This window comes from Roseburia sp. 1XD42-34 (assembly GCF_009917385.1).
Lineage (GTDB): Bacteria > Bacillota > Bacilli > Bacillales > Amphibacillaceae > Virgibacillus.
In genome coordinates this window covers 33,040-45,282 of sequence record NZ_QWLJ01000009.1, presented here as the reverse complement: position 1 = coordinate 45,282, position 12,243 = coordinate 33,040, and the positions used below count along the sequence as shown (strand labels likewise).

12 protein-coding genes are annotated in these 12,243 nt (G+C 38.4%); 6 read left to right on the top strand and 6 right to left on the bottom strand.

Going from position 1 to position 12,243, the window contains the following annotated elements:
- Positions 1-38: 38 nt before the first annotated feature.
- From D1839_RS06975 to D1839_RS06965, 3 genes are read right to left on the bottom strand one after another with little or no spacing between them, the layout of a single operon-like run.
- Positions 39-941 carry a proline racemase family protein gene (locus D1839_RS06975; protein WP_120379190.1) on the bottom strand — a complete coding sequence of 301 codons (903 nt, stop codon included), beginning with the start codon at positions 939-941 and terminating at the stop codon, positions 39-41.
- Positions 942-953: 12 nt separating this feature from the next.
- Positions 954-1,979: a proline racemase family protein gene (locus D1839_RS06970; protein WP_120379189.1), complete on the bottom strand. Its 1,026-nt coding sequence runs from the start codon at positions 1,977-1,979 to the stop codon at positions 954-956.
- Complete coding sequence (locus tag D1839_RS06965; protein WP_120379188.1) at positions 1,969-3,165, bottom strand: NAD(P)/FAD-dependent oxidoreductase; 1,197 nt, start codon at positions 3,163-3,165, stop codon at positions 1,969-1,971. Before D1839_RS06965 ends, D1839_RS06970 begins: the two co-directional genes overlap by 11 nt.
- Positions 3,166-3,741: 576 nt before the next feature.
- On the opposite strand from D1839_RS06965, the gene D1839_RS06960 reads away from it, so the two are divergent.
- The 6 genes from D1839_RS06960 (at position 3,742) to D1839_RS06935 (ending at position 10,020) form a co-directional block, all read left to right on the top strand.
- The gene (locus D1839_RS06960; protein ID WP_199689999.1) at positions 3,742-5,460 is read left to right on the top strand and encodes a sigma-54 interaction domain-containing protein; all 1,719 of its coding nucleotides are present in this window, start codon (positions 3,742-3,744) and stop codon (positions 5,458-5,460) included.
- A 65-nt stretch (positions 5,461-5,525) separates the two neighbouring features.
- A complete protein-coding gene (locus D1839_RS06955; protein ID WP_199689998.1) occupies positions 5,526-5,795 on the top strand; it encodes a (2Fe-2S)-binding protein in 270 nt (89 codons plus the stop codon).
- Positions 5,792-6,127 (top strand): (2Fe-2S)-binding protein, encoded by a 336-nt coding sequence (locus tag D1839_RS06950; RefSeq protein WP_120379187.1) that lies wholly within the window; start codon positions 5,792-5,794, stop codon positions 6,125-6,127. The genes D1839_RS06955 and D1839_RS06950 overlap by 4 nt, the downstream gene beginning before the upstream one ends.
- Entirely contained in the window at positions 6,120-7,349 is a 1,230-nt protein-coding gene (locus tag D1839_RS06945) for an NAD(P)/FAD-dependent oxidoreductase (RefSeq protein ID WP_120379186.1), read from the top strand. The genes D1839_RS06950 and D1839_RS06945 overlap by 8 nt, the downstream gene beginning before the upstream one ends.
- Before the next feature lie 63 nt (positions 7,350-7,412).
- Entirely contained in the window at positions 7,413-8,525 is a 1,113-nt protein-coding gene (locus D1839_RS06940; protein WP_120379185.1) for a M24 family metallopeptidase, read from the top strand.
- Positions 8,526-9,132: 607 nt separating this feature from the next.
- Positions 9,133-10,020: a DMT family transporter gene (locus D1839_RS06935; protein WP_120379184.1), complete on the top strand. Its 888-nt coding sequence runs from the start codon at positions 9,133-9,135 to the stop codon at positions 10,018-10,020.
- Positions 10,021-10,064: 44 nt separating this feature from the next.
- Here the strand turns inward: D1839_RS06935 and D1839_RS06930 are convergent, their stop codons facing one another.
- From D1839_RS06930 to D1839_RS06920, 3 genes are all read right to left on the bottom strand, one after another.
- A complete protein-coding gene (locus D1839_RS06930) occupies positions 10,065-10,691 on the bottom strand; it encodes a hypothetical protein (RefSeq protein WP_166554443.1) in 627 nt (208 codons plus the stop codon).
- Positions 10,688-10,972 (bottom strand): DUF2628 domain-containing protein, encoded by a 285-nt coding sequence (locus tag D1839_RS06925; protein ID WP_158589616.1) that lies wholly within the window; start codon positions 10,970-10,972, stop codon positions 10,688-10,690. The genes D1839_RS06930 and D1839_RS06925 overlap by 4 nt, the downstream gene beginning before the upstream one ends.
- A gap of 562 nt (positions 10,973-11,534) precedes the next feature.
- On the bottom strand, positions 11,535-12,209 hold the full coding sequence (locus D1839_RS06920; RefSeq protein WP_158589615.1) for a response regulator transcription factor: 675 nt from the start codon (positions 12,207-12,209) through the stop codon (positions 11,535-11,537).
- Between the last annotated feature and the right edge of the window lie 34 nt (positions 12,210-12,243).

The following is a 12,243-nucleotide window of genomic DNA, read 5'->3' as shown; positions in this document are numbered from 1 at the left end:
CCCCCCTTTTTGTGAAGCGAATTCATAGATCCCTATATTTACTTTAGTAAAAAACCTTCCTCTAATGGATCTCCTGTTTGCAAGACAAACTGATGTTCACCAGTTAAAACCGGTCGCAATGGAACAGTACACATTCCATCCGTGACTGTTGCAGTCACCCTGCTACCAACAAGATTCTCATGAATAAGTTGGCGATGTTTTTTACCTTTTGCCCTTGCTACTGTCAGTAAAGCAATAGTGCTATCTACTCCCGGGGAACGTAAGATAAATCCATCCCCCTCAAATGTAACAGAACAAAACCTCCCTTCACCTATAGCTTCACTTAAAATGATTCCAGTAAAGTCACCCCTTCCATGAAAATCACGTAATACTGATTTTACCCAATTTGTTATTGGGGTTAGATGCTGCAATGAAATAGCTGGAATGGACGAAGGTAATTTAAAAACATAATAGTTCCTTAATCGATCCACCTGCACCCGTTTCCATTCGTCCGTATTTTCTACTACTTCACCCATTTGAAGATCCATTTGCATGCTTACAATCTCATTTCCCTTCTTATTAGTGTACAAATGGTAGATGCCTTGCGAAGTTTCAATGGCATATTTTCCACTATTAGATATCGTTAATGCTCCCGTTTCTAAAAGCATTGTTAATGCAGCGAATAACCCACTATAACTAAAATATGTTTCATAATAATGATGTAAAAACACGATACCAAAATCGGCTTGTTGGGATGGTGTAACTACACATCCAGTTATCCCCCGATGCCCTCTCGGTTCATTCAATAACATTCTTATCTCTGTTAAAAAATAACTTTTTAAAATTGCTTCTAAAGAAATACAGTCTGTCATGTGTAAATGGAACGGAGAATGAATGATAATTCGAAATGCTTCACCCGCTACATGGACATCATATGTGTTCATTATTTTATTTACATCCAACCGCTTCCCTCCTCAGTCATGTGTTTCCATTGGCGGAATAAGCAAAAAACCTTCGTTCAATGGATCATGTTCCTTGTAAAAAAATCGGTGTATGCCCATTACCCACGCTGAACCGGTTACTTCTGGGATCACCGCTATATATTCATCTACTTTCGTTTCCTCTAGTATCCTTGCTTGAAATAAGGTACCGACAATACTTTCATATGTAAAGGGTTCTTCCACACCAATTTCCTGTTGCCGGAACATGGTAGCTAATTTTGCAGAAGTCCCTGTCCCACATGGCGAGCGATCGATGCCACCAGGCGGAACAATTACGGTGTTTTTCAAATCTGCTTTTGGGTTTACTGGAGCTGTAAAAAATTCAATATGTGTTAATCCTTTAATAAAAGGATAAAGCGGATGCACTACTTGTACGTTTGCATTTATCTTATTACGTATAGTGATCGCATGCTCAATAATTTGTGAGGCATTGTCTGTTGTTAAACTGATATCGAGTTGTCGCGCATCAATAATGCCATAAAAATTGCCACCATACGCGATATCACAATGCACTTTTCCAATTCCTTCTACATCTATTTCAATGGTTGTGAATAAAAAGGAAGGTACATTTGTAAAGGTGACCTCTATCGCTTTACCATCTGTTACTTTCACCTTCGTTTTCACTAACCCAGCAGGAGTATCCAAATGAATATAAGTATAAGGTTCAAATACCTCTACCATTCCAGCTTCAATTAAAGCGGTACAAAAGCCAATTGTATCGTGCCCACACATTGGTAAATATCCACCTGTTTCGATAAATATTACTCCCACGTCAGCATCTGGATGACAAGGTGTTACCAGCAACGCCCCTGACATGACGTCATGACCCCGTGGTTCATTCATGAGAAATTTTCTAATCCAATCATGATTTTCTTTCATATCCAGCATTTTTTCAGACATCGTATTCCCATTTAAGTTAGGTAAACCCGTTAAAACAGTTCTAGTCGGGTTTCCCCCAGTATGGGTATCGATGGTTGTAAACAACTTATTATATTTCACTTAATTCACGACCCTTTCTTTCCTTAAAGCGCTCATATCTTAATGCCTTCATCGAAATTGATGTTTCCTCCCCCGCTAGCATCTCCGCCATTACCTTCCCAGTAATAGCTGCTAAGCTAATCCCGTCACCTTCATGACCCGCAGCGATATAAAAACCAGGAACCTCTTCAACAGACGATACAATAGGAAGGTGGTCTTCTGTCCACGGTCGCAGCCCTGCATATGTCCGAATAACCAACATATCCGCCATTTTCGGATAAAAACGAATCGCACGCTTTGCTATATGTTGGCTAATTTCATGATTCACTTTGAGATTAAAACCAGCAAATTGGCGACTGCTACCAATCAAAAAATTTTGGCTTTCGGTCGGTTCAAATACCAAGGCTATTCCATACTTTTCCGTTAAGTTATCGACTTGCCTTTCTCCGCCAAACTTGGATATCAAATAACCAAATTCCATTACTTTTCTCAGACCGACAGGATGTTGCCTGGAAGCCACTATTAATTGACCCTTTTTAGGATGAATTGGAATGTTTACTCCCAACATTTCTCCAATAATTGGCGCCCACACACCACAAGCATTCACCACTTTATTTGCCGTAAATTTTCCCGCTGTTGTTTCGATAGTAAATTGCCTTTTCTCATCTTGAATTATTTGCACCACTTCCGTATGCGTGCGGACCTTTGCTCCAAGCTGTTTTGCACTATAGAACAAAGAATAGGTGAGCATATATGGATTTACTGTTGAATCTGTTTTACACTCTAATCCACCAGATAAATCATCCGCAAAGTAAGCTGATTCATTCTTTAAATCATTTCGATCAAGCATACGAAAATCCAGCCCAGCTTCCCGTTGTTGATTCACCCACTGCTGGGCGGCTTCCAGCTCTTGCTCGTTTTCACAAACGAGAATACTTCCTGGGTTACGATATTCGAATGGAACCTCTAGCTCCTGAGCTAGCTCATGTATTAACTGCTGACTTTTTAACGACATTTGACTATCGAAACCTGGATCTTTATCAATCGCTAAAATATTTCCGTCACATCTGGAAGAAGTCCCACTAGCTAATTCATTTTGTTCTAACACTGTAATATCTAGCCCATCCTTCGCACTATAATAAGCGATTGCAGCACCAATAATTCCTCCGCCAATAATGATGACATCACAATGCGTTGTACGTTCCATTCCGTTTCCACCTCCTCCCCACAAATTAATGCAAAATTCATGCCAAAAAGTTTGAAACCTTCCTCAGTGAGGTTCTGTTATCGCGTAATGATGGTTTACTTGAGCGAATTGAGCACTTAGGTGTCGTTATCTCACTTCGGTCTCTTAATTCACCTCGTCCCTTGACATGGAAGTATTGCGATGCCTTTTATTCCACATAAACGAATAAACTCGCTATCCCGCACAAAAAGAGAGACCTTCACACACTTGAAACCTCCTATCTTGGAAAAGTGAGTAAATAAAATGTATTTTCCACCAGTGGAAGTTTTCATCCATCCCAACGGCTTGTTCGTACCGTAATGGTATGACCTAAAGGTCGCTTATGAAATGAGGATATTTAGGTACTGCTATCTCCCCTTTAGATTTATTGCAGTACAAATTAGCCTACTCCTGAAGTGGGAATATTACAGCACCTTATTTACGGGATAAAATGTTCAAATAAAAATTAGCAGCAAAAGAGATTGAAAATTTCGCACAATTATGTAAAAATAATTTAGAAGTGTAAATATTTTTTCACACATTGGAGGGGAATTGATAGTGCTTACAAAACTTCCGACTACGGAAACATTTGTTTCTACTAATTTTATGCTTGTCGATAATCTAATTACGGAGGAAAAAAAACATCCGCTCTATGCTTTATCAAAACAAAATGAAAAGATTTTTTATCGCAAAGGTACATCTTATTATCAACTAGTATTTTCCAATCATCAAACGAACTTTGATCTTCTTCCTTGCAAAGTGATAAAAAATGATAGCACAGTAGAGAGCATTGTACAGTACCTACAAGAATATTCATGCTTGGTTGTGCTAGAAAGAAATAGCAATGAAATGATCGGGTATATCCACGTAACTGCATTTATTCCCCAATTATTAACCAATTTCCGCGAGTTACAAGCATACATATCTACCATTCTAGACACAGTGGATGAATCATGCACCGTGATCAATCACTCCAAGCGAGTCATTGGTTGGACAAAGGGCGCTGAGCAATTATTTTCCGTCAATAAAGAGAAGATCATCGGGCAATCGATCACTGATTTTTTTAGTCGAGAAAGGTTGGAAATCTTAAATACGTTAGAAAAAGGGACATCAGTCTACCACCATCAGCATCAAGCAAGAGAAAATCAAGTCGTATTAATTAACTCCAACCCCGTCCGTTTAAACGATACCATCATTGGCGCCGTTGTGTCTGAAACCGATATCACAAGTCAAATACGCTTAAATAAAGAATTATACCAAGCAAGAGAAAGACTCTTCCATTTAGAAAAAGAAGTAACGAAATTAACAGCCAAAGAAGATCCATTTCAAGCTATACGCGGCAACAGTCCAGTTTTAAATCGTACCATTCATAAAATAAAAAAAGCAGCTGCTACGGACACAGGCATTCTTATTTACGGGGAAAGTGGTGTAGGAAAAGAATTATTTGCAAAAGCAGTACATCATATACGCGAAGCTGAGGAGGCACCATTTGTAGCCATTAATTGCGGTGCAATTCCGTCTTCACTGTTTGAAAGTGAAATTTTCGGCTATGAAAAAGGAGCGTTTTCAGGAGCCGATTTAAAAGGAAAGAAAGGAAAAGCTGAGTTAGCTCAAGGGGGCACGTTATTTTTAGATGAAGTTGGCGAAATGCCACTGGAAATGCAGGTTAAAACATTACGACTTTTACAAGAAAAAGCCTTTTATCGTGTGGGAGGAACGAGGGAAATACATGTTGATTTTCGCGTTATCGCTGCAACGAACAAGAATTTAAAAGCGTTAGTAACCGAAGGCAAATTTAGAGAGGATCTTTATTATCGATTAAATATTATTAGTATCGAAATCCCTCCATTAAGACAACGACCAGAAGATATTATTGAATTAACCCATTATTTTCTTCATGAAATATCAATTAAGTACCAACAGCCGATTCACGGAATCTCTCAAGAAGTGATGCAAGCACTGCTACAGCATAGCTGGCCAGGAAATATTCGCGAATTGCAAAATGTAATGGAACGATTGGTCGTTTTTGCAGAGGATGGGGAGATTCATCTAGAAGAATTGCCATTTGATGTTCACCAAAGTCATACACCGTCTAATATCCCATCAGAATCTGCAGCAAATCTTGCACTTAGTACTAGATTAGAAGAAGTAGAAAGAAAGATTATTTTACAAGAACTAAAAAAAGCAGGTGGAAACAAACTGCTTTGTGCCAAAAATTTACACATCACGAGAGCTACGTTGTATAACCGTCTTAAGAAATTAGGGATTCAAGGATAAGCCTGTGGTTTGGCATAGTTTTTGCTGGTAAGTTATACAAAAGAGATTCTAGGGGGATGAGTATTGTGGATGAAAAAGAAATAATTGTATGTAGATGCGAAGAAGTTACTCTTTCAGAATTAGAGCTAACGGCAGCAACGTATAACTGCTCTGCTCGGGAATTGAAATTACGCACTCGAGCTGGAATGGGTTTTTGTGGTGGGAGAACCTGCCGTACCATGATAGAAGCATTCGGAATAGATAAGCGAGAAAAAAATCGAAACCAAGTGACATTAAAATATCAAGCTCCTGTACGACCGGTTCCATTCGGTAAATTAGGAGGCAAAACACCATGACTCGGATAGAAAATCATCCTATTCTTGGAAAATTGGGTAGGAAAAAAACCGTAACCTTTACATTTGATAATCAGATAATTCGAGGGGTCGAAAACGAACCTATTGCTGCTGCTTTATTGGCAAACAGTATTCGTACACTTAGAAACCATGAGGAAACCGCGAAACCACGTGGTATTTATTGTAATATCGGACATTGCTTTGAATGCAGAGTCACCGTTAATGGAATTCAGGGGAAGCGGGCTTGTCTAACACCGATAAAAGAAGGTATGATTGTACAAAGCGGTAAGCGGTTCGCCACTCCTGTTAGAGATTGGAGTGGAAACCATGTATGATATTATCGTGATTGGCGCGGGACCAGCTGGATTAGCTGCAGCGAGCACAGCTGCGCGAGAAGGTTTACACGTATTAGTGATAGATGAATATATGAAGCCGGGTGGAAGGCTATTGGGGCAATTATACCAAGAGTCTAATGGCAACTGGTGGAATGGGCTTGAAGAATCCGTCAAACTAAATGAGCAAGCTGTGAATGAAGGTGTAAAAATTATTTTGCAAACAGTTGTCTATGACATTGAACGTCAAGACTCATCATGGATTATTTATACCGAAAACATAGTCTATACAAGCAAACAATTGTTACTTGCTACGGGAGCAGCAGAATCACCTGTACCTCTTCCCGGATGGACATTACCAGGGGTTATGTCTGTAGGTGCAGCGCAAGTGATGACAAATGTGCATCGAGTAAAACCGGGAGATAAAGGAATGATCATCGGAGTGAATGTGCTGTCTGCTGCAATTGCAATGGAATTGCAGTTAGCTGGAATCGATGTCGTTGCTATGGCACTCCCTCCATTAAATCAATTAACACACCAGCATTCCCGCCCTAAAGAAGTAATGGAGGCTTTATTACATGCATCCCATCTAGCCCCTTCCAAGTTCTTACGAATCGGCAGTAAGTTCATGACCAATCCTTTCATGAGACAGCTTGGCATTCGGCTTTACCCCAAAAGTGGGATAAGTATGTGGGGCATCCCGATCCAGTTACGAAAAGCGGTGACAGAGATCTATGGTACAAACCAAGTAGAAGGTGTTATCATTCGTACCATTGATATAAACGGTAGCCCTGTTTCTGGAACCGAAGAAAGTATAGCCTGTGATTTTGTCTGTATCGCTGGAGGGCTATACCCGCTAGCTGAGCTGGCTGGTGTTGCCGATTGCCCTTTCTACTATGTGGATGAACTTGGTGGTTATGTTCCAATACATAATGAAAAAATGGAAACTCCTATTGAAGGTCTGTATGTTGCCGGAAATATTACAGGGATTGAAGGTGCAAAAATAGCGATTTCGCAAGGAGTTGTCGCAGGTTACTCCATGGCAATCGCCTCAGGAAAACAAGGTTTAGTCGAAAATCTACAGGATTCGATAAAAAAGGTGCATGAAACAAGAAAGCAAGCTGCCATTCGGTTTCATCCTAAAGTCGATATAGGAAGGAACATCATTCACAAACAATGGGAGGCTCGCCAAGTGCCAAGTACAAATGACGCAACTATAATATAATATAAAGAATTTGGGCTTGAGGTAATTGTTCAAACAGAGAGTTTTTAAAATGGAGGAATAACGATGACGATCGATTACGAAGCACGGGTATCTGCACTAAAACAAACTTTAGCTCCAATGAATTTAGACGTAATTATGATAACTTCACCTGCCAATGTGTTTTATTATACTGGTTTTCTTTCAGATCCACATGAACGTTTTATGGCACTACTAATAAATAATTCGAACGATACAACCGCTCTATTTGTCCCAGCTCTAGATAAGGATATAGCAGCGAGTGAAGCAGCTATTTCTAACATCGTATCCATTAGTGATGAGGAAAGTCCGTATGAGATTTTAAAGCACGCATTAAATCATGAGGTACATTGGTTTGGTTTGGAAATGAAAGCAGTTAGCATGTTTCAACATAGGCAGTTGCAATCCAGATTTCCAAATGCTCATTACAAAGATATTCAACCTGTAATGAATCAACAAAGGACTTGTAAATCAAAGGAAGAAATAACGTATTTAAGAGAAGCCGTCACCATTATCGAGAATGTTCTAACAGAAGGAATAAAAAGAGTAAAAATTGGCATGACGGAAATAGAGCTAGCTGCAGAGTTAGAGTACTTGATGAAACAATTTGGTGCAGTAGGACCTTCCTTCTCTACCATTGTTCTTACAGGAGAAAAAGCTGCCTTACCACATGGTGTGCCTGGAGATCGAACATTACAAAATGGTGATTTCCTACTCATTGATTTTGGCGTATTAACGAAACACGGTTACTGTTCAGATATTACACGAACTTTTGTTATCGGTGAGGCGACTGAAAAACAAAAAACGATCTATAAAACCGTGCTAAATGCTAATATTGCTGGCATCGAATCCGTAAAGGAAAACGTTCCTTTAAAAACATTTGATATGGCAGCAAGAAATGTCATTCATGAGAATGGGTATGGTCATTATTTCAATAATCGAGTCGGCCACGGACTTGGTATCGAAGTCCATGAAGAGCCTTCTATTCATAAAAATAACGAGGAGCTGGCGAAAGCAGGATTCGTTTTCACTATAGAACCAGGCATTTACATTCCCGGCTATGGCGGAGTTCGAATTGAAGACGAAGTCTACATTAATAACGCTGGGGAAGCTGAAGTGTTAACTTCTTTTCCCAAAGTGTTGCATATCATAGCGCCATAACCACTTTGCTTTTTTGTATCTAACTGTGCGCTTGCTTGTGAACAAAGGCGCAGAGCACCCATTTAGCAACGTAGCGACTGGAGCGAATCAACTAAAGTTTTAGGAATCATGCTCTCGCAACAGGAGTATGCCGACACCTGAGCGGCAAGCCCGTTTTTAGTCGGCCCTCCTCTTTGTAACGAACCAATGATGACTTATCGTAGGGCGCTTCGTGAATTCGCCTAGTTGCTGGGCGCTTAAGTCGGACGTGGCTATTCCGTTATATCGGTATCCCAAAGTAACAAATTTTATACTTTCTATCTATTTAAAATCATCCTCAGCTATTTTTTTGGATGGTTTTTTCGCGTCTAATTTAATGGCTGCTTTGAAATATGTACCCGCGTATAATGATGTCCTATAAATTTGTACCCTTAGAGGCATGTAGCTTTAACTGGTAATAAACTTGTGTGATTTTCTTTCGTTTATGAATATATCAATTTGTAACTTAAAAGCATGTAGTATGTTTTAGTAGACATTCTGTTACGTTTATGTAAGAATATGTCTTTGTTGGAGTTATTTAAATTGGAATAATAAAATGGAAAGCCAGTATATATTGGAGATGACGACCATGAGCAACCGTAATAAAGGAATTATTCTATTGCTTCTATCCGCATTTGGGTTCTCGATGATGGCTGCTTTTGTTAAGCTATCTGGTGATGTTCCAACTGTACAAAAAACACTATTTCGAAACGCTATTTCTATGATCATTGCATTTGGTTTTGTAAAATATTACGGAGCAAGCCTGTTCGGTAAAAAAGAAAATCAAAAATATTTACTGCTTCGTTCCACTTTGGGGGCAGTAGGAATTTTATTAAACTTTTATGCAATTGATCATTTAGTTCTGTCAGATGCGGATATGCTTAATAAAATGAGTCCATTTCTCACCATTATTTTTGCAGCCATCTTTTTAAAAGAAAAAACCCGATTGTTCCAAGTAGTATCGATAATTATCGCCTTTTTAGGAACATTATTTATTATAAAACCTGCATTTTCCTCAGACACTATCCCATATGTCGCCGGTTTTTGCTCTGCTGTCTTTGCTGCAGGCGCTTATACCGTTTTACGCGTCTTAGGAAGAAAAGAACAATTCTATACCGTTGTCTTTTATTTTTCATTTTTTACAACGATGATTCTATTACCATTTGTGATTGCGTTTTATGAACCTATGACATGGCATCAATGGGCTTATCTTTTAGGAGCAGGGGTTTTTGCCACAGTAGGGCAATTCGGAATAACTATGGCATATAAATACGCACCAGCTAAAGAAATCTCTATCTTTTTCTACTCGACCGTTGTATATTCAGCATTAATCAGTATTATTCTCTTTGAACAAATACCAGATATATTAAGCATCATTGGTTACCTCACCATTTTTGGAGCCTCACTGTATATGTTTTTGAAAAATAATCAGCTAAGTCGTCTAGAAAAAAACAAACACCAGCATTTGTCTACATGACAGCTGGTGTTTGTTTTTTTCTAAGAATAACCTATGTAAATATCTCATTCTCTCTGATTATAGTTTTGAAAAATAAAGTGCAAGTATTCAGTGGTTTCTAAATCATTTAATTCTTCTCCATTTATGGTTATCATAAAGACGCCTAGTTCTTCCTCTTCTTCCTCATGAACTCCAAAGCGAATTGTAACATCGTCGCTTTGTCCACCTTCATTATAGGTTGCCACAAAATCTACTATGCTATATTCTGAAGTACTTGCTTCATCTACCTCTTTCCATTCTCCATTTTGGAAGACCTCATCAAATAAATCACCGATAGGAACATTTGGAAATTCAGTAAATGTACTGATTTTTACCTGATCGATATCATTGACATGAATAGGAATAAACATGGATGGAACTGTATACACTCCAAGCAGAATAAGTAAACCGATAATAGGTCCGAACCAATGGACGCCTCCCTTCCTTTCTATTTCCTCGTTTATTTTTTCTACGTCTCCATTGATCTGCTTTATTTTATTTACTTGCTTTTCAGCGAAATTTTTATAAAACTTGTTCCCATAAAAACCGTACAAAATCATCGTGGCAAATGTTATTCCAGTATCTATATAGGCGTTGTTATTACTAAACATATACTCATATCCAAATAAATACAGAATAAGGTCAATTATCAAAAAATTACTGCTAACAAACAAATCATTTTATACATTTTTCGGTAACCTAGCCACAAAAAACCGAACAAAAAACTACAGACGTTAAAAGAAATACCATTTGTATTTTCCATTCTTTCCCATTTTCTTGCGTAATAATTCTTGCGCTTACCGACAAATCGTAAAAGATCATTATCATCGTCTGCAAATTTTGCTTTATTTTCCGCTACTGTAGCGGCTTGCTCATAACCACAATGCCTACAATAGGAACCATGTTCATCATTATTCCCCCACAATATAGACATTTCATAAATCCCCCTCCTTTTCATGAGAGTATACTATGCTCCCGAATTATGAAAGAGACTTATTTCCTGTTATGACAAATTATTGGTTTTTTTGAATCTTTTCCGCACAGCATTCGTACCATAAGTAAAATGTATTCATTTCTTGTTTGGTTAGTAACCCAAGGGTATGACCTAAAGGCCTTTGAACGAATCAGAAATTTAGGTGCTGTTACCTCCCGCTTCGACTTGTTCAGCTCACATCTTCCATATCTTAGACCGCGGGAGTCTATAACGCCTTTTTACGGGATAAATGAATCATGCCACTAAAATGGTGGTATGCCAATATCTGGGCGGCAAGCTCGTTTTTAGTCGGCCTTCCTCTTAGAGACGAACCGATGAGACCTTATCGGAGGGCAATTTTTGTGAAGCAGCATCGTTGCTGGGCTATGCGCCAGACGTGGCTATTCAGTCATTTCGTTATCCTCACGCAGCACCTCATATGCTTACTTATGCTAACTAAAAAGCTTGCAGAAAAAAGTTCTCATTCTGCAAGCCGATCACACATGAACAGGAAGCAGGTATTTTATTCTACTTCTTTTTGCTGTATGATTGAAGTCAAGTATGTCCTTACTTTATTTCTATTATTGATTTGCAGCTTTTTATATACTTTACTTACATAGTCACGCACTGTTTTTTCTGACAAATTTAATTCGCTTGCTATTTCTATATTTCTGTATCCTTTGTAGATTAAAAATAAAATATCAATATCTCTTCCATTTAAATCCAAGCCCTGTGAAGTTAAATAATGTTTCAGTCTGTCCTTTTTATTCATACATTCTGCTCCTAGGAAATCGATCATTTCCACAACGATTTCATCAGCAAAGACATATTGATGGTGGCACACATTTCTAATCGAATGAACAAGCGCCTTACCACTGCTATGGCTTAATAAAAAACCTTTGACGCCTTGACTCAACGCTTCTTTGATCATATTTTTATCAATCGCAGCAAATATATAAATAATTTTTATATTTTCATACTTTCTCCTTATTTCGTGTATGTTACGTTTTAATATATCATTGGTCCCGTTAATTAAGTGAACTAACAAAATGTCTGGATCAAAATCACTTATCTGCTCCAAAATATTAGCTTCGTGATTATCTATTTCTAAAACTTCCAAATCGCTTTCATCTTCTAATATGATCCTTAACCCTTGTGTAAATATTTCACTTGTATTCATCATAAGCACTTTTATCATCTTTTCCACCCTCATTAGAGAACTTTCCACGGTA